17 protein-coding genes and 4 tRNA genes are annotated in these 17,743 nt (G+C 38.3%); 8 read left to right on the top strand and 13 right to left on the bottom strand.

Annotated elements, in window-relative coordinates:
* Positions 1 to 146 precede the first annotated feature (146 nt).
* The 8 genes from napE to pdxH all read left to right on the top strand — a co-directional run bounded on the left by napE (position 147) and on the right by pdxH (position 6,349).
* On the top strand, positions 147 to 308 hold the full coding sequence (napE, locus tag ESZ36_RS08070) for a periplasmic nitrate reductase, NapE protein (RefSeq protein WP_146786036.1): 162 nt from the start codon (positions 147 to 149) through the stop codon (positions 306 to 308).
* Between the two features lie 4 nt (positions 309 to 312).
* Positions 313 to 864 carry a ferredoxin-type protein NapF gene (gene napF / locus ESZ36_RS08075; RefSeq protein WP_146786040.1) on the top strand — a complete coding sequence of 184 codons (552 nt, stop codon included), beginning with the start codon at positions 313 to 315 and terminating at the stop codon, positions 862 to 864.
* Positions 865 to 883: 19 nt separating this feature from the next.
* Positions 884 to 1,207 (top strand): chaperone NapD, encoded by a 324-nt coding sequence (locus ESZ36_RS08080; protein WP_146786043.1) that lies wholly within the window; start codon positions 884 to 886, stop codon positions 1,205 to 1,207.
* A 56-nt stretch (positions 1,208 to 1,263) separates the two neighbouring features.
* Positions 1,264 to 3,762 (top strand): nitrate reductase catalytic subunit NapA, encoded by a 2,499-nt coding sequence (napA, locus tag ESZ36_RS08085; RefSeq protein WP_170235793.1) that lies wholly within the window; start codon positions 1,264 to 1,266, stop codon positions 3,760 to 3,762.
* 9 nt (positions 3,763 to 3,771) lie between these two features.
* Positions 3,772 to 4,275, top strand: coding sequence for a nitrate reductase cytochrome c-type subunit (locus tag ESZ36_RS08090; RefSeq protein ID WP_011041894.1), 504 nt, complete (start codon positions 3,772 to 3,774; stop codon positions 4,273 to 4,275).
* An 8-nt stretch (positions 4,276 to 4,283) separates the two neighbouring features.
* On the top strand, positions 4,284 to 4,871 hold the full coding sequence (locus ESZ36_RS08095) for a cytochrome c3 family protein (RefSeq protein WP_011041893.1): 588 nt from the start codon (positions 4,284 to 4,286) through the stop codon (positions 4,869 to 4,871).
* A gap of 502 nt (positions 4,872 to 5,373) precedes the next feature.
* Positions 5,374 to 5,586 carry a hypothetical protein gene (locus ESZ36_RS08100; protein ID WP_146786046.1) on the top strand — a complete coding sequence of 71 codons (213 nt, stop codon included), beginning with the start codon at positions 5,374 to 5,376 and terminating at the stop codon, positions 5,584 to 5,586.
* A 109-nt stretch (positions 5,587 to 5,695) separates the two neighbouring features.
* Positions 5,696 to 6,349, top strand: a complete 654-nt coding sequence (gene pdxH, locus ESZ36_RS08105) for a pyridoxamine 5'-phosphate oxidase (RefSeq protein ID WP_146786049.1) — start codon at positions 5,696 to 5,698, stop codon at positions 6,347 to 6,349.
* 96 nt (positions 6,350 to 6,445) lie between these two features.
* Here pdxH and ESZ36_RS08110 read toward each other — a convergent pair whose 3' ends face one another.
* The 13 genes from ESZ36_RS08110 to dinB all read right to left on the bottom strand — a co-directional run bounded on the left by ESZ36_RS08110 (position 6,446) and on the right by dinB (position 17,717).
* Positions 6,446 to 7,258, bottom strand: coding sequence for a M48 family metallopeptidase (locus ESZ36_RS08110; protein ID WP_146786051.1), 813 nt, complete (start codon positions 7,256 to 7,258; stop codon positions 6,446 to 6,448).
* A gap of 172 nt (positions 7,259 to 7,430) precedes the next feature.
* Complete coding sequence (locus tag ESZ36_RS08115) at positions 7,431 to 8,564, bottom strand: sodium ion-translocating decarboxylase subunit beta (protein WP_146786054.1); 1,134 nt, start codon at positions 8,562 to 8,564, stop codon at positions 7,431 to 7,433.
* 8 nt (positions 8,565 to 8,572) lie between these two features.
* A complete protein-coding gene (gene oadA / locus ESZ36_RS08120) occupies positions 8,573 to 10,351 on the bottom strand; it encodes a sodium-extruding oxaloacetate decarboxylase subunit alpha (RefSeq protein WP_146786057.1) in 1,779 nt (592 codons plus the stop codon).
* A 65-nt stretch (positions 10,352 to 10,416) separates the two neighbouring features.
* The gene (locus tag ESZ36_RS08125) at positions 10,417 to 10,695 is read right to left on the bottom strand and encodes an OadG family protein (protein WP_146786060.1); all 279 of its coding nucleotides are present in this window, start codon (positions 10,693 to 10,695) and stop codon (positions 10,417 to 10,419) included.
* A 1,210-nt stretch (positions 10,696 to 11,905) separates the two neighbouring features.
* Positions 11,906 to 11,982, bottom strand: a tRNA-Arg gene (locus ESZ36_RS08130).
* Between the two features lie 146 nt (positions 11,983 to 12,128).
* Positions 12,129 to 12,205: transfer RNA gene (locus ESZ36_RS08135), tRNA-Arg, on the bottom strand.
* 64 nt (positions 12,206 to 12,269) lie between these two features.
* Positions 12,270 to 12,346 (bottom strand) — tRNA-Arg (locus ESZ36_RS08140).
* A gap of 79 nt (positions 12,347 to 12,425) precedes the next feature.
* Positions 12,426 to 12,517 (bottom strand) — tRNA-Ser (locus tag ESZ36_RS08145).
* Positions 12,518 to 12,885: 368 nt separating this feature from the next.
* Complete coding sequence (gene csrA / locus ESZ36_RS08150) at positions 12,886 to 13,083, bottom strand: carbon storage regulator CsrA (RefSeq protein ID WP_011041885.1); 198 nt, start codon at positions 13,081 to 13,083, stop codon at positions 12,886 to 12,888.
* 451 nt (positions 13,084 to 13,534) lie between these two features.
* Entirely contained in the window at positions 13,535 to 16,141 is a 2,607-nt protein-coding gene (alaS, locus tag ESZ36_RS08155) for an alanine--tRNA ligase (protein WP_146786063.1), read from the bottom strand.
* A 64-nt stretch (positions 16,142 to 16,205) separates the two neighbouring features.
* Complete coding sequence (locus ESZ36_RS08160; RefSeq protein ID WP_146786066.1) at positions 16,206 to 16,400, bottom strand: hypothetical protein; 195 nt, start codon at positions 16,398 to 16,400, stop codon at positions 16,206 to 16,208.
* Between the two features lie 33 nt (positions 16,401 to 16,433).
* Entirely contained in the window at positions 16,434 to 16,667 is a 234-nt protein-coding gene (locus ESZ36_RS08165; RefSeq protein WP_425457376.1) for a regulatory protein RecX, read from the bottom strand.
* Positions 16,668 to 16,691: 24 nt separating this feature from the next.
* Positions 16,692 to 17,717 (bottom strand): DNA polymerase IV, encoded by a 1,026-nt coding sequence (dinB, locus tag ESZ36_RS08170; RefSeq protein ID WP_146786071.1) that lies wholly within the window; start codon positions 17,715 to 17,717, stop codon positions 16,692 to 16,694.
* Positions 17,718 to 17,743: the final 26 nt, after the last annotated feature.

A 17,743-nucleotide genomic window follows, 5' to 3' on the forward strand; every position in this document is an offset into this window, starting at 1 on the left:
GAACGATTAAACTCTATACTGCTTATGGCCACAAATTAACTATGGTTAATTTGTAAAACCTGATCTAGATCAAACTATGTGACCTAACAAGGGATTAAAGTTAACCCAAATTTAGCTTACCTTAATCATAAACTTTCGAGAGCATTATGAACCAAGCAACATCTCCTGAACAACAAAAAAAGCATGAGCGAAATACCTTTATTTTTCTGGCTGTTTTTTTAGCACCTATTTTATCGGTAATTATCGTTGCCGGTTTTGGTTTTGCGGTCTGGATCAGTCAAATATTCTTAGGTCCACCAAGCGCTTAATACCTTGCCTACTAACAACACTAAAACAGCGGAACGTTTAGCCGATCCATCAAGAAGACGCTTTTTTCGCGGACGCGTAAAAACTAAACACGAATTGCGCTTACCTTGGGTGATTAATGAAGCTGTATTTACCTCTGGCTGCACTCAATGCCAAGATTGCATTAGCAGTTGTGAGAGCAATATTATTGTTAAAGATGAAGATGGCTTTCCAAAAATCGATTTTAGTTTAGGTGAATGTACCTTTTGTAATAAGTGTATAGAGAGCTGTGAACAGCCGCTTTTTTCGGGTGTATTTACTGAAGAAAACACTTTAAACAATAATGAGAAAGCTTGGCCTGTAACCTTGGAAATTAGTGATAAGTGTTTAGCTAAAAATAACATTTATTGTCAAAGTTGCCGTGATGAATGTGAAACCAATGTAATCAAGTTTAATTACCTTAATTCAAGCATTCCACAACCAAGTTTAAATGACCTTGATTGTAATCAATGTGGTGCATGCATTAAAACTTGCCCACAAGATGCAATAGCGTTTAACTTTGACCAAACAACAGTTTAAAAAATAATTTAAGAAATATATGACACAAAAATACCATAGAACACCTGAATACCACGTAGCTAGTCTAGTTGCCTCGCCAATATTGGCACAACTCGATGAAGTAAAAGCGGTTATTACTGCTGTTGAAGGTGCAGAAATTCACGCAGTCAGCGATGAAGGTAAAATAGTTTTCACTGTTGAAGGTACTGGCTTTAAAGATCTTGACAAAAAAATAGATATTATAAGAGTCCATAAAAGCATACTTAATGTATCACCAGTTTATCACCAAGTTTTAGACGAGAGTGGTGATGACAATGCTGAAGAACAATACAGTGAAGTAGCCATCAAAAAGAATAAAGAATAAAGAATAAAATTAACCCTGTTTAAAACCGAATCAAAAAGCAAAAGGAAGGTGACACGATGACAATTAATCGCCGCGAATTTATAAAAGCAAATGCGATTGCAGCAGCCGCTGCTGTTGCTGGGGTATCTGTACCTGCAGTAGCCTCTAACTTAATTACCAGCTCCGATATTACTAAACTTAAGTGGGATAAAGCTGCTTGTCGTTTTTGTGGTACAGGCTGTAGTGTTAATGTAGGCGTTATGGATGGCAAAGTTGTTGCTACCCATGGCGATATTAAATCACCTGTGAACAAAGGTCTTAGTTGTGTGAAAGGTTATTTCCTTTCAAAAATCATGTACGGCAAAGACAGACTTACCACTCCTTTATTACGTATGACCAACGGTAAATACGATAAAGAAGGTGAATTCACTCCTATTTCTTGGGATCAAGCTTTCAATGTAATGGCTGAAAAAGCTAATGATGCATTGAAGAAAGATGGTCCAGAAGCACTTGGTATGTTCGGCTCTGGTCAATGGACTGTTCAAGAAGGTTATGCTGCAGTTAAATTGATGAAAGCAGGCTTTCGTACTAACAATATTGATCCTAATGCTCGTCACTGTATGGCGTCTGCTGTTGGTGGCTTTATGCGTACCTTTGGTATTGATGAGCCTATGGGCTGTTACGATGATTTAGAAGCTGCTGATGCCTTTGTATTATGGGGCTCAAACATGGCAGAAATGCATCCTATTTTATGGACGCGTTTAACTGATCGTCGTTTAAGTGCACCACATGTAAAAGTTGCTGTATTATCTACTTTTGAGCACAGAAGTTTCGATTTAGCCGATAACGGCATGATCTTCACGCCACAAACTGATTTAGCTATTTTAAACTACATTGCTAACTATATTATTCAAACTGGTCGCGTAAACAAAGACTTTGTAAGTAAACATACAAACTTTAGATTAGGCGAAACAGATATAGGTTACGGTTTACGTCCTGAGCATCCGCTAGAACAAAAAGCTAAAAACAACGGTAAAACTAAAGGCAGCTCTACGCCAATTGATTTTGATGAATACGCAAAATTTGTTAGCACATATACGGTTGAATCCGTATCAAAACTTTCTGGTGTTCCTGAGCATAAGCTAAAAGAATTAGCTGAGATGTATGCGGATCCAAAAATCAAAGTAACATCATTTTGGACTATGGGCTTTAACCAACATACTCGTGGTGTTTGGGCCAATAACCTAGTTTATAACATTCACTTGTTAACAGGTAAAATCTCAACTCCTGGTAACAGCCCGTTTTCATTAACAGGTCAACCTTCCGCGTGTGGTACTGCTCGTGAAGTAGGTACTTTCTCACATCGTTTACCTGCCGATATGGTTGTTAAAAACCCTAAACATCGTGCTATTGCTGAGAAAATTTGGGACTTGCCTGAAGGCACTATTCCAGCAAAACCTGGTTACCATGCCGTTTTACAAAACCGTATGCTTAAAGACGGTAAGTTAAACTTCTACTGGGTGCAGTGTAATAACAACATGCAAGCTGCCGCCAACATCAATGAAGAAGTTTACCCTGGTTACCGTAACCCGAAAAACTTTATTGTAGTATCAGACCCTTACCCAACAGTTACCGCACAGGCAGCTGATTTAATTTTACCAACAGCAATGTGGGTAGAAAAAGAAGGGATGTATGGTAATGCTGAGCGTCGTACACAATCTTGGTACCAAATGGTTGAAGCTCCAGAAGGCGCTAAATCAGATATGTGGCAAGTAGTAGAATTCTCTAAACGCTTTAAAGTAGAAGATGTTTGGCCAGAAGAGCTTATTGCTAAAAAGCCTGAAGTTCGTGGTAAAACGTTATTTGATGTGCTTTATAAAGACGCCTCTGTTGGTAAGTTCCCATTGTCGGAAATACCTGAAGATCGTTTAAATGACGAGTCTCGTGACTTTGGTTTCTATATCCAAAAAGGCTTATTTGAAGAATATGCCAGCTTTGGTCGAGGTCATGCCCATGATTTAGCACCATATGACAGATACCATAAAGAGCGTGGTTTACGCTGGCCTGTTGTTAATGGTAAAGAAACTAAATGGCGCTTTAAAGAAGGTTCTGATCCGTATTGTAAACCTGGTAGCGGCTGGGACTTCTACGGAAAACCTGATGGCAGAGCTGTTATCTTCGCTCTACCTTATGAGCCTGCAGCTGAGTCTCCAGATGAAGAATATGACTTATGGTTATCTACCGGTCGTGTACTAGAGCATTGGCATTCAGGGTCAATGACACAACGTGTACCTGAGTTATATAAAGCGATGCCTGATGCATTAGTTTACATGCACCCTGATGATGCAAAAAAACGTAACATGCGCCGCGGCGATTTAGTGAAGCTTATTTCTCGACGTGGTGAAGTACAAACACGTGTTGAAACAAGAGGCCGCAATAAGCCACCTATTGGTTTAGTGTATATGCCTTGGTTTGATGCCAGTCGTTTAGTTAACAAAGTCACTTTAGATGCCACCGATCCGTTATCGAAAGAAACAGATTATAAAAAGTGTGCTATTAAAATTGTTAAAGTTTAGGAGTCTACAATGAAAAATTTAAACCTAGCAGCAATTGCCAGTTTATTGGTACTAGCAGTATCGCCAATTATGTACTCTCTAAACGCTAATGCAGCAGATAAAGAAACAGTTAACTCTGTTGCAACACTAAGGGATGCAACGCCTATTGATGTGCAAAAAGAGCCTAACATCATTCCTAAAGTGATAAACAAGGATATCAAACAGGGTCGTAATTACCCTATGCAGCCACCTGTTATTCCACATACTACGCGTAGTTATGAGGTGAATAAAAACAATAACAAGTGTATGTCTTGTCATTCTCGTCATCGTACGGAAAAATCACAGGCACCTATGGTGAGTGTTACACATTACATGGACAGAGATGGTAACTTTTTAGCAGAAGTATCCCCTCGTCGTTATTTTTGTAATCAGTGTCATGTCACTCAACTTGATGCTGAACCACTAGTGGAAAATACTTTTGTTGATATGCATACCTTGATGAAACAAAAAACCACTAGCGCTAAAGAGCATTAGGAGGCGCCATGAAAAATATATTAATGATTGGTTGGAGAACACTAACTAAACCAAGTGGCTACTATAGCTTAGGCGTTTTGGTTATAGGCGGATTCATCGCTGGTATTATATTTTGGGGTGGTTTCAACACCGCTTTAGAAGTTACCAATACTGAAAAGTTTTGTATTTCGTGTCATGAGATGGAAAACAATGTATATGAAGAATTAAAAACGACTATACATTTTTCCAATCGTTCAGGCGTTCGAGCTACTTGTCCTGATTGTCATGTTCCACATAACTGGACTGATAAGATTGCGCGTAAAATGAAAGCATCTAAAGAGGTTTGGGGCGCTATTTTTGGCACCATAAATACTCGAGAGAAGTTTTTAGTGCATCGTAAACGTTTAGCACAAAATGAATGGGAGCGTTTGAAAGCCAATGACTCTTTAGAGTGTCGTAACTGTCATAACTTCGATTATATGGACTTTACAGAGCAAAGTGAGCGAGCATCTTACCAACACTCTACTGCCTTAGCTTCAGGTGAAAAAACCTGTATCGATTGTCATAAAGGTATTGCTCATCAGCTGCCTGACATGAAAGGTGTTGAGGGCTGGTAATCGCCTCAAAGATAGTACATGAATAACGTAAACCAAAACCAGTGCTTGTCACTGGTTTTTTATTGCCTGTTGCTCTATTGCAAGATGAACTTTAATAGCCACATAGTGAAACCTTTAACGCATAGCAATTACATTCATTAGGTTGCAGAATTCAATGTGAATAATGCTATAAAAACAAGATACCTGATTGAAAAATAGCTAGCTATTACGATTGAAAGCAATGACGTGATTGGATATTTAAGGCATTTATAATGCTCACTTAGGTAGTGCCATTGGTATTATTACTAATACAACCAAGCCCATACTTCAGCCTGTTACAAAGGGGTAACAATCGATTTGTATAAGCTTTATACCAACTTAGATTAAAAAAAAACTAGTTAGTAATTATTTGTCATATTTTTAATTTTTTTTTGTAAAGAGGCATTGAAAATAGCCATTATCTTACCTATGTTAAACAATATACTTTGAAGTATTTTATTAATTAGTAAAAAAGGTAGAGAAAATGGAAATCGATATTGACGATAACTTTCCCGATGAATCAAGTGATAGCAGTTCAGATGAAAGTACTGACAACAATAGTCTAAAGGGTACGTCTTTAGCTGAAAAGAACGCTCAAGAACAAGCGCAAAAAAACCTGTTAGCGCGCAAGCGTATTGACGAATTGAAAGAAAAAAAACACCTTAAAGATTTACTTGATGATAGCGAGGATTGGTAGGCCCTTTCAAATTGTATTCATCTTGGTATTACTTTGATATAACTTTGCAATAACGTCATTTAAGCATAGAATAACTGCATACTATTATTTCCTATTAACTTTAAATATTATGACGTTATTTGAAAAACTTCGTTGCCTGTTAACTTTTGGTCAAGGCGTCGCTTTACCTCTCCCTGAGCTATCTTCTAACACAACACCTAATCAATTATTTGAGCAATGGTTTGATGATGCTAATAAGTCAGGAATATTACTACCCGAAGCGATGTCTGTTAGTAGTTGTAATAGTGACGGACAACCTAGCTCTCGCATGGTGTTACTTAAAGACTATGATGAACAGGGCTTTGTTTTTTTCACCAACTACGCGAGCCGTAAAAGCCATGAACTTGCTGAAAATAATAAGATAGCCTTATTATTCCACTGGAATGTCTTACAACGACAAATTCGTATTGAAGGTACGGTAGAAAAAGTATCGATACAGGAATCTGCTGACTATTTTCACAGTCGAGATAGAGGTAGTCAAGTTGGTGCTTGGGCATCAAAGCAAAGTCAAAAGCTTAAATATGATGATGAACTCAAAGAGCGCATGAACCATTATCAAGATAAGTTTTCTGAAGGCGAAGTTCCGCATCCTGAGTTTTGGGGAGGATGGCGTGTCAAACCTCATGCTATTGAATTTTGGCAAGGACGAGCTAACCGCTTACATGATCGCCTGTGCTTTGAAAAAGACGGTGAAACATGGCTTAATCACAAGTTGAATCCTTAATATATAACAATATTTTATCTACGCAATAAGCATTTAAAATAGCATTTACCAGCAAGGTTATACTTTTGGTAAATGCTGTAAGTTATTAATTAAGGCTTATGCCTTAGGTGCAGGGATTACCTTAGGTTTTTGACAGTTAGGTCTGTTACCAGCTTGATACAGTGTCATTGAACTAGGTAAATGTTCTGTCAGTTGGTTAATACGCGTTTTATTTGATGGGTGAGTCGACATAAACTCTGCCGGAGCCCCTTTACTTAATTTCGCCATATTTTGCCAAAGCTTAATACTAGCACTTGGTTCGAAACCAGAACGCGCCATAAGATCTTGACCGACGATATCAGCTTCACTTTCATGAGCACGACTATAAGGCATAATAACGCCATATTGCAGCCCCAACCCTAGTCCTGCCATCCATAAACCTTTATTTTCCACGTCTGATAGCCCAACAGCGGCCGTTGCAGCAGCCATACCCATATTTTGCAACTTGTTAGCTGATAAACGTTCATTTGAGTGATGCTCAATAACATGACCAACTTCATGACCAATAATCGCGCCTAACTGATCTTGATTTTCAGTCACATTTAAAATACCAGTGTAAACGCCAATTTTACCACTAGGTAAAGCAAAAGCGTTCACTTGAGCGGAATCAAAGACAACAACTTCCCAGTCACCTTGATGAACTGATTTAGCGACATTTTTGGTTATCGACTTAGCAACGCATTGCACAAAGTCATTAGTCGCTTTATCTGTACTTATAGGCGTTTTCTTTTTCATGTCTTCAAATGAAGCAGCACCCATTTTATCCAGCTCTGCATCTGAAAATAACATCACTTGTTTTCGACCAGTACTCGAACTTGTGCAGGCAGTAAGCGCTATTAACGCGCTAAGCATAATGAGGGAAAGTTTCATGATTAACTTATATAATCCTTAAATTGTAATTGACTGTATTTTATGACGATGACTATCAATATACCAGTAAGTATTTTCTCGTTGGTATAACAATACCAAGAGCCAATAAAATAGGCATAAAAAAACCGAGCATTGCTCGGTTTTTAAATATTAATGCTAATTTTATTAAACGCTAACCACCAACTAAGGCCAATAAGACACCTGCGGCTACGGCTGAACCGAGCACACCAGCTACGTTAGGGCCCATTGCATGCATCAGCAAGAAGTTATGCGGATTTGCTTGCAAACCAACTTTGTTGGCAACCCTTGCCGCCATAGGTACTGCAGATACACCTGCAGCGCCAATTAATGGATTAATAGGGTCTTTTGAAAACTTATTCATGGTTTTAGCCATAATTACCCCAGAAGCGGTACCAATTGAAAAAGCCACAGCGCCTAAGGCTAAAATACCTAAGGTTTCCACATTTAAAAAAGCTTCGGCACTTAACTTTGAACCAACACCTAAGCCTAAAAAGATCGTAGTAATATTGATCAGCTCATTTTGTGCTGTCGAACTTAAACGGTCAACAACACCAGACTCTCTCATTAAGTTGCCTAAACAGAACATACCTACTAAAGGTGTTGCCGAAGGTAAAAAGAAGATTGTCATAATTAATACACCGAGCGGAAAAATGATTTTTTCAATTTTAGTTACCGGTCGTAACTGTTTCATTTCAATTTTACGTTCTTCTTCAGTAGTTAATGCTTTCATTATTGGCGGTTGAATAATTGGAACCAATGCCATATACGAATAAGCTGCAACAGCAATAGCGCCTAGTAATTCAGGTGCTAACTTTGAAGCAAGAAAAATTGCCGTTGGACCATCCGCGCCACCAATAATAGCAATAGCTGAGGCATCTTTAAGCGTAAACTCTATGCCAGGAACATAATTCAAAGCAATCGCGCCAAATAAGGTAGCAAATATGCCAAACTGTGCCGCAGCACCTAAAAGCAAAGTTTTAGGATTAGCAATAAGGGCGCCAAAATCAGTCATAGCACCAACGCCCATAAAGATAATGAGCGGAAAAATCCCCGTATCAATACCTGCGTAGTAAATATAATGTAGTAAACCGCCTACTTCAGAAAAACCAGCTACCGGTATATTAGTTAATATTGCACCAAAGCCCATAGGCAATAACAATAACGGCTCAAAATTTCGAGCAATGGCAAGATATAGTAGGCCACAACCTACTAACATCATGACAACTTGACCTAACTCAAAGTTAGCTAAGCCAGTTGAAAACCATAATTTAATTAACGAATCCATGCTATCTCCTATGAAAAGCTAAGCAAGGCGTCACCAACGGCAACTGAATCACCCTCTCTGGTGAACAAAGAGACTATTTCACCAGCCGACACAGCGCGAATTTCTGTTTCCATCTTCATAGCTTCCATGATGATAACTACATCACCAGCTTCTACGTGGTCACCTTCATGGACAAGTACTTTGAAGATGTTACCCGCTAATGGTGCATTTAACGTTTCTTCAGCTGTGATAGACGCTGATTGCTTCATGCCATCATCACCGGCTGGATGCGTAACAGACTCAATACAGCCTCCAGCGGCGACTACAACATCATAAACCTTACCATCTACACTTACTGCGTAACTTTCAGGAGAACACACTGGATTTGACGCTGAGCTACTTTGTGGCTGTGCACTTGCTTTGGTTGGTATAGGCTCAAAAGCACTTGGGTTGTTGCGGTTTTCTAAAAACTTCAACCCTATCTGTGGGAATAATGCATAAGTTAATACATCATCGATACTTTCATCAGCTAGGTTGATATTCTTTTCTTTTGCTAATATTTGCAATTCTGCTGAAAGTTTATCAACTTCAGGGTCAAGTAAATCTGCAGGACGACAGGTAATAACTTCTTTGCCATCTAAAACACGTGCTTGTAACTCAGCATCAACCGGAGCTGCGGTAGCGCCGTATTCACCTTTTAATACACCTGCTGTTTCTTTTGTAATAGATTTGTAACGTTCGCCAGTTAATATGTTCAGTACAGCTTGAGTACCAACAATTTGCGACGTCGGTGTTACCAGAGGGATATAACCTAAATCTTTACGAACTTTAGGTATCTCAGTTAACACTTCGTCAAATTTGTCAGCAGCACCTTGTTCTTTTAATTGGTTTTCCATGTTAGTTAACATGCCACCAGGTACTTGTGCCGTTAATATTCGGGCATCAACACCTTTTAAGCTGCCTTCAAATTCAGCATACTTTTCTCTAACATCACGAAAATATGCAGCAACTTCTGCCATTTTCTCAACATTTAGACCTGTCGCTCGTGGACTACCTTCAACAATAGCGGCAATAGTTTCTGTTGGTGAATGACCGTAAGTCATACTCATAGAAGAAATTGAGGTGTCTATAACATCAACATCGCTATCAATCGCTTTCATCTGCGTAGCCACACTCAACCCTGTTGTTGCATGACAATGTAAAGCGATAGGTAAAGAAACTGTTTCTTTAAGGCGGCTAATTAACTCTGCTGCATCATAAGGCTTTAATAACCCCGACATGTCTTTAATACAAAGAGAATGAGCACCCATGTCTTCAATCTGCTTAGCCATAGTTAACCAGCCATCAAGTGTATGCACAGGGCTTTCGGTATAACTCAACGTACCTTGAGCATGCGCTCCTACTCTTACAGCCGCTTTAATAGAAGTTTGCAAGTTTCTCACATCATTCATGGCATCGAAAATTCTAAAAACATCAATACCATTGATATGAGCGCGTTCTACAAACTTTTCTACTACATCATCAGCATAATGGCGATAACCTAGTATATTTTGACCACGGAACAACATTTGTTGTTTGGTCTTAGGCATAGCCTTTTTAAGCGCACGAATTCGTTCCCACGGATCTTCACCTAAGTAACGAATACATGAATCAAACGTTGCACCACCCCAAGATTCAATTGACCAATAACCAACGTCATCAAGTGTTGCTGCGATAGGCAGCATATCGGCTAAACGAAGCCTAGTGGCTAAAATTGATTGATGTCCATCTCTTAAGACAACTTCGGTGATACCTAATGGCTTACTCATGTTAATGCCCTTTTATCTAACTTTTAAAATATAATGGTGAAGAAGAGTTTCAATATTGGTCAAACTTATTTATCTTGGCTATGTTGAGCCCGATATCGTTGAACCGCCCCGCTGATTGCAGCAACAACTGCCGGTGAGATTTCACCCGTAGTTTTGCTCTTACTCTTACTCTTTTTATTAGTACGAGAATGTGGCACTACAATAGCGTCTGGAAACTTTACCGCTAGTCTTGCCAAAACAGTATTAATAAAGATAATTAATACACCTAGAAATGCAAAAACAAATACCATTCCCGCTAACATGAGTGTTCCAGCTTCTACAAATTGCTGCTGCATATTGTCCATTTTTCATTCTCGTTCAAAAATCTTGCAATTAGAATAATCACTCCAATACCTACAATGCAAACAATTTTATGGTGTTTCATAAAAATAATTTACCGTCAACCCCCAAAACAACGAATATTCACCTTATCAACAGAAATATACATGCCATTTTGCATACTTTAAATATTGTATACATTATCAAAAGCATGAATATAGGGTATCAGAAAAAGATAAGTGCTGATTTTATACAATATACCTAAAGTGTATTTGCATTCATTAACACTGAATATACACCCAAATATTTGGATAATTAACTCTCAAAAATAACTGATACCAGGCTGTTTATTTCATAAAATAAGTGACTCATGCCTAAATTAAATACGTTGAATTGAATAACGTTGGTAATTGGTCGCTTCATAGCTACTTTCGTGCCTAAACACTTCTTCATTTCAGTAACCATTAGATCATAAAATATCTAATAAACACCACTGAATGCCAGAGTATATTTAAATAATTTTAACTAAGCTAAATAGTTTAAGCATAGTTGATAACGTCACTTAAGAGCCATATAGAGCACTATCACCTTGATTTTTATGCCTCATAATTTACTATGTGGATTTAGGATAATCGTCGTTATTATTTTGATAATCTCGACGTAAATAAAAACAACCAAGAAATCAGCAAGAAATAAAGTAGACACCATTTTGGTAGTGAGTTTTATACAATAGCCTTGGATAGAATCATAGCTACCCCAGAAAAACAATATACACTTATATGTCTTGGACTTTAGGTACTATCAGATACCACAGGAGACTAAACTTCGGACGAAAATGGAATAAGTCATAGTAAGCTCTCTATTTAATATAAGCTAGCGAGCTGAGTCATACGTCTATGATATGAAAACGTCTTTCGTTAGTTAGCTAGGCTCGAGCGAATAAAACCAGCTTCCAGTATATTTCAGGCACAAATAAACCTAGCACAAGCTTGGTTTGTTTATATCTACTTAAAAAGACAAGTGGTGGGCGCGGCAGGAATCGAATCTTCGACCAAAAGGCGATTCAGTCATAGCAAGATACCTATTTAATATAAGTCAATTTCGCAGACTCAAGCGCCTACGATATGAATACTTCTTTTGTCAGCCTCAAACGAATAAATCAGGCTTTCAGTATATTTCAGGCATAAAAAAACCTAGCAAAAGCTAGGTTTATTTATATCTACTTAAGTAGAAAAGTGGTGGGCGCGGCAGGAGTCGAACCTGCGACCGCCTGGTTCGTAGCCAGGTACTCTATCCAGCTGAGCTACGCGCCCACGGTATGAAAACTTATTTATCCAGCCTTAACATAAGCTGCTTTTTATTTTAATACTCCCACTAATAAAAGAAAGAGCATTAGAATATTCTGCATAAAAAAACCTAGCAAAAGCTAGGTCATTCTATATCTACCTAAGTAGAAAAGTGGTGGGCGTGGCAGGAGTCGAACCTGCGACCGCCTGGTTCGTAGCCAGGTACTCTATCCAGCTGAGCTACACGCCCAAAGTTTAAAATTTTATCCAGCTTTAACAATAGCTGCCTTCATTTTTTTACCACTTGAAGAAAGTGGTGGGCGTGGCAGGAGTCGAACCTGCGACCGCCTGGTTCGTAGCCAGGTACTCTATCCAGCTGAGCTACACGCCCTCATGAACTATTTTTTATATCTTAGTCTAAAGATAGCGAACTTGCGTTCTACACAACCATATTCTTCATGAGAAGAAAATGGCGGAGAGCGAGAGATTCGAACTCTCGAACGGATTTAAAGCCGTTACTCCCTTAGCAGGGGAGCGCCTTCGGCCACTCGGCCAGCTCTCCATTTTCTTTTACTTCTTTATTGTTGAGTACTAATACGTATTAAAACACACATTAGTTAAGAACCCTCTATCCGGCTGCAAACCAGATACTCCCTTAGCAGGTGAGCGTCTTAGACCAATTGGCCTCCTCTTCAATGGGTGCGAATAATAAGGGATTCTAAAAATAAGTCAAACAATTTTTAGTATTTATTTAGTATAAATTTCTATTTGCTGACAATTCAGTCAAATATGCTGTTTTTTAATCATTAACTTAACGTAAAGCATAAAAAAACACCGCCTGAGCGGTGTTTCTTAGTCGTTATATAAAGCTTTATATATAACAATATTTCTCAGATACTCTAATAATCTACTTAAATGATGAGAGATTTATTAGACTTTATTACCAGAAGCTTCATTATCGCCTTTTTCGGCTTGAATGCGCATGTAAATTTCTTCACGATGTACTGAGATTTCTTTTGGTGCATTAACACCTATTCTAACCTGATTTCCTTTAACGCCCAAAACAGTCACGGTAACTTCGTCACCAATCATTAATGTTTCGCCAACGCGCCTTGTTAATATAAGCATATTTTCTTCCTTATCCTTTAAAGTGAGATCACTAAATAAATATATATAAGCTAGTAATATATTAGAATAGCTACTTTTTTAATCCATCCACTATAACTAATAGTCAATTTATTATAAAAAGTCATTATTCACTAAAAACACCATATCCGATGGTTGTTTTCAATGAAACTTCGATTATGAGTAATAAAAGAGACTATTACTCTACTAAACGATCATATTTTAGCAATATTTGCATATCTTTGAATAGCTTTATAGCTTAATTTTGCAGCCAAATCTGTGATCATTTGTAATGTCTGATTTATTTTAATTAGAAACTGACAAAGTAGTACTAATTATCAGCGGAACTAACAGGTTTAAAATATTGCTTTAACAAAGCAAAAAGGAAGCATTATGCTTCCTTTTTAGTCTCTACAATAAGTGATTACTTAACACTTACTCATTCAATGCCACTTTAAGCCAGTTTTTCTGATAACCATGCTGAGACGCTTTCAAGTGCTGAAGTTATGTTTTCAGGCTGACTACCACCCGCTTGAGCCATATCAGGACGACCACCACCTTTACCACCAACTTGTTGCGCAACCATATTAACAAGGTCACCCGCTTTAACTCGCCCTACTAAATCTTTAGTAACACCGGCAATTAAGCCAACTTTAGGACCATTTGCTGTAGCCAACATAATAACGCCTGACTGCATTTTATTTTTAAGTTCATCAACCATGCCGCGTAAGGCTTTACTTTCTACGCCACCTAAATCAGCAATAAGAACCTTAACGCCATTAATTTCAATGGTGTTATTAACTAAATCAGACCCTGCTTGTGCTGCGAGCTCTTGTTTAAGTTGTCCAATTTCCTTTTCAAGCTGCTTAGAGCGACTAACAAGTAACTCTACTTTACTACTAACATTGGTTACATCACTTTTAACCAGCGCTGCAATATTAGTTAAAGAAGCGGTCTGTTGATTAATAAAATCAAGTGCACCTGTGCCCGTAACAGCTTCAATACGACGAACACCTGCTGCAATACCAGATTCAGACACGATTTTTAAGAAACCGATATCACCGGTTCTATTAACATGCACACCACCACAAAGCTCTATTGAAAAATCACCTAGTGTGACTACACGAACTTCATCATCATACTTCTCACCAAAGAGTGCCATAGCACCTTTTGCTTTAGCTTCTTCGATATACATTGATTCGGTTTGTTTTGCGTGGTTACGACGAATTTCATTGTTAACCATTTGTTCAACATCATGCAATTCTTGGGCTGTAACGCCTTCAAAATGAGAGAAATCAAAACGTAATTTATCACTATCACATAATGAACCTTTCTGAGTAACATGGTCACCTAGTACTTTGCGCAATGCTTCATGCAATAAATGTGTTGCAGTATGGTTTTTAACAATTGCAGCTCTGCGATCAACATTAATTTCAGCTTTTACTCGACGATTTAGACCAACATCAGTATGTGCGGTACCTCTATGGGCAAAAGCATTACCTAACTTAATCGTATCCGAGACTTCAAATATTCCACCATCTAGATGTAGTAAACCACTATCACCTACTTGACCACCTGATTCAGCGTAGAATGGCGTGTGATCTAATATCACAATACCTTGCTCACCCGAGCTTAATTGATTTACTGGGTCATGATCTTCGCTATTGAATAACTCAACTACAGTCGCTGAATATGAATCATTGTCGTAACCTTTAAACTCTGTTTTATGATCAGACTTAAGTTGCTGATTATAATCAGTACCAAATTGGCTAGCTTGTTGTGCGCGTTCACGCTGCTGGCCCATGGCTACATCAAAACCATTATGGTCAATTTTCAATTGACGTTCACGAGCAATATCTGCCGTTAAATCAGCTGGGAAACCATAAGTATCATAGAGCTTAAATACATCATCACCTTTGATGGTATCGCCTGACAAGTTGTCTAATATATCTTCAAGAAGAATCATGCCGCGATCTAGTGTTCGACCAAATTGCTCTTCTTCGATACGTAAAAGTTTTTCAATAATCGCTTGCTGCTGAAGCAACTCAGGGTAAGCGTCACCCATTTGTTCAATTAACGAAGCAACAAGTTTATGGAAGAAGTTCCCTTTAGCTTCTAATTTATGACCATGACGGATAGCACGACGAATAATACGACGAAGTACATAACCACGACCTTCATTTGATGGCACCACACCATCAACAATTAAAAAACTACATGAACGAATGTGATCACTAATAACACGCAGTGATTTATGTTCAAGATCATTACAACCAAGTAAGGCCGCAGTATCTTTAATTAATGCTTGGAAAATATCTATTTCATAGTTACTGTGCACGTTTTGCATGATTGCAGAAATACGCTCTAAGCCCATGCCTGTGTCAATCGATGGGTTAGGCAATGGCTCCATAGTACCGTCATTTTGACGATTAAATTGCATGAACACTATGTTCCATATTTCAATAAAACGATCGCCATCTTCATCTGGTGATCCTGGAGGTCCACCAAAAACATCTTCTCCGTGATCATAAAATATTTCAGAACATGGTCCACATGGACCCGTATCACCCATAGACCAAAAGTTATCTTGAGCGCCTATACGAATAACACGCTCAGCTGGTACACCAACTTTTTCAATCCAAATTTTCTCTGCTTCATCATCTTCATCGAAAACAGTGATAGTCAATTTTTCTTTTGGAATTTGTAAAACTTGTGTCAAAAAATCCCAAGCAAAGAAAATAGCTTCTTCTTTAAAGTAATCACCAAAGCTGAAGTTACCCATCATTTCAAAAAATGTATGATGACGGGCTGTATAGCCAACATTCTCTAAATCGTTATGCTTACCACCGGCTCGTACACAACGTTGTGCAGAGGTTGCTCGGGTATAGCTACGTGTCTCAGCACCTAAAAATACATCTTTAAAAGGAACCATGCCCGCATTGGTAAACAATAACGTTGCATCATTACCAGGAACTAGTGAGCTACTTTTAACTATTTGGTGTTGTTTGGTTGCAAAAAAATCTAAAAATGCCTGACGGACTTCGGCTGTGCTTTTAATCATGGGATACTCAACAAATCGATTTAGGTCTATGTTAATTCGGGTCTATTTTAATTCTGGTTTTATTCTAATATCGCAGAAATTTCATTACTTGAATAACCACGGTATTATAAAAACGAATCTTCTTGGCTTGTTCTTTTTGTGCTGCTTTCTTATCAAGCTGACATTCTGTATTTTTATCAACAGAGTGTTTGGCACTAAAACGCTTATTATACGCAAGCTCAGCTTGAAGATACCAATCAATTTCACAACTTTCACGCAATTTTTGGATAATTGTTGTGCAGATGCCTTTTTGTTAGAGTTCATTGGCTATGTAAAGCCAATCATAGCCACGATTCAATTGATATCGACAGCGACAGGCAGCAAAGCGCTCATCACTCAAATAGTCTTTTTTAGCTATGGTTTCGATAGCCGCATCAATATCTGTTGACGAAAAATCACGAAGGGATAGTTTTTGTAGCAGATCTAGTTTCGAATGCTCTCGTCGCTCTAATAAACTCATAGCACAATGAAATGCCTTTTTTTCAATACCACTCGGCTGTGATAATAAGTGCTATAACGAAAAAGACAACTGCTGACTTTCGCCTGGACTATCAGCAAAGCCAAGTGTTAGACCGACAAGTCGTACACCTCGTTTATTTGACCGGCTGTATGCCTTTGATAATAAACTGAGAAAAAGGGCTTCCTGACATTCGTTACTCTGTGTTTCTACGGTTGTTTGATTAAAATCAGCAAACTTAAGCTTCACACCTTGCCTAATGATTTCTCTATTACTGTGGGGGACAAGTCGAGTGAGTAATTTTTGATATAAGGAATCGATAACAAGCTTACACTCATCTTGGGTAGATATATCGTGTGCCAATGTTGTTTCGATGGCGAGAGACTTACGTTGCCGGCTAACTTCTAACTCTCGATTATCGACACCATGGGACTTTAAGTACAAGCTATTAGCAAATTTACCGACAATATTTTGTAGCGCCCGAATATTACTTTCACGCACATCTGCGCAGGTTACATAACCATGCCTATTTAATTTTTCAAATGTTTTTGGACCAATACCAGGTATTTTCTTTAGTGAAAGTTGTTCGACAAAGTTAGCGACTTTATCTGGAGTAATAACGCATTGGCCATTAGGTTTATTTTCATCACTGGCAATTTTTGCTAAAAATTTATTCGGTGCAATACCTGCCGATGCCGTTAAGTTTAATTCATTAAAGATATCAGCTCTAATTTTCTCAGCAATAAGCGTAGCACTGCCCTGACACATTGTTGCATCAGTGACATCCAGATAGGCTTCATCTAAAGATAAAGGTTCAATGAGATCGGTATACCGAGAAAATATTTCTCTAATATTTTTGGAAGTTTCTTTATATACATCCATGCGGCCATGAACAATTTTAAGGTGTGGGCAAAGCTGTTTCGCTTTAATCGCTGGCATGGCAGCACGCACACCAAACTGACGAGCTTGATAATTACTAGTACACAAAACACTTCGCGGACCATCACCACCAACAGCCAATGGGATATTTTGATATTCAGGAAAATCTCGCATTTCAATAGCAGCATAAAAGCAGTCCATATCTTATCTAACCTTGTTTTATTTAC

Origin of the sequence: Colwellia demingiae, from assembly GCF_007954275.1 — a bacterium.
Taxonomy (GTDB): domain Bacteria; phylum Pseudomonadota; class Gammaproteobacteria; order Enterobacterales; family Alteromonadaceae; genus Colwellia; species Colwellia demingiae.

Bases quoted from the DNA above. Each gene is read 5' to 3' on its own strand.
- napE (WP_146786036.1), top strand. From the start codon at position 147: ATGAACCAAGCAACATCTCCTGAACAACAAAAAAAGCATGAGCGAAAT.
- ESZ36_RS08080 (WP_146786043.1), top strand. From the start codon at position 884: ATGACACAAAAATACCATAGAACACCTGAATACCACGTAGCTAGTCTA.
- napA (WP_170235793.1), top strand. From the start codon at position 1,264: ATGACAATTAATCGCCGCGAATTTATAAAAGCAAATGCGATTGCAGCA.
- ESZ36_RS08090 (WP_011041894.1), top strand. From the start codon at position 3,772: ATGAAAAATTTAAACCTAGCAGCAATTGCCAGTTTATTGGTACTAGCA.
- ESZ36_RS08095 (WP_011041893.1), top strand. From the start codon at position 4,284: ATGAAAAATATATTAATGATTGGTTGGAGAACACTAACTAAACCAAGT.
- ESZ36_RS08100 (WP_146786046.1), top strand. From the start codon at position 5,374: ATGGAAATCGATATTGACGATAACTTTCCCGATGAATCAAGTGATAGC.
- pdxH (WP_146786049.1), top strand. From the start codon at position 5,696: ATGACGTTATTTGAAAAACTTCGTTGCCTGTTAACTTTTGGTCAAGGC.
- ESZ36_RS08110 (WP_146786051.1), bottom strand. From the start codon at position 7,258: ATGAAACTTTCCCTCATTATGCTTAGCGCGTTAATAGCGCTTACTGCC.
- ESZ36_RS08115 (WP_146786054.1), bottom strand. From the start codon at position 8,564: ATGGATTCGTTAATTAAATTATGGTTTTCAACTGGCTTAGCTAACTTT.
- oadA (WP_146786057.1), bottom strand. From the start codon at position 10,351: ATGAGTAAGCCATTAGGTATCACCGAAGTTGTCTTAAGAGATGGACAT.
- ESZ36_RS08125 (WP_146786060.1), bottom strand. From the start codon at position 10,695: ATGGACAATATGCAGCAGCAATTTGTAGAAGCTGGAACACTCATGTTA.
- csrA (WP_011041885.1), bottom strand. From the start codon at position 13,083: ATGCTTATATTAACAAGGCGCGTTGGCGAAACATTAATGATTGGTGAC.
- alaS (WP_146786063.1), bottom strand. From the start codon at position 16,141: ATGATTAAAAGCACAGCCGAAGTCCGTCAGGCATTTTTAGATTTTTTT.
- dinB (WP_146786071.1), bottom strand. From the start codon at position 17,717: ATGGACTGCTTTTATGCTGCTATTGAAATGCGAGATTTTCCTGAATAT.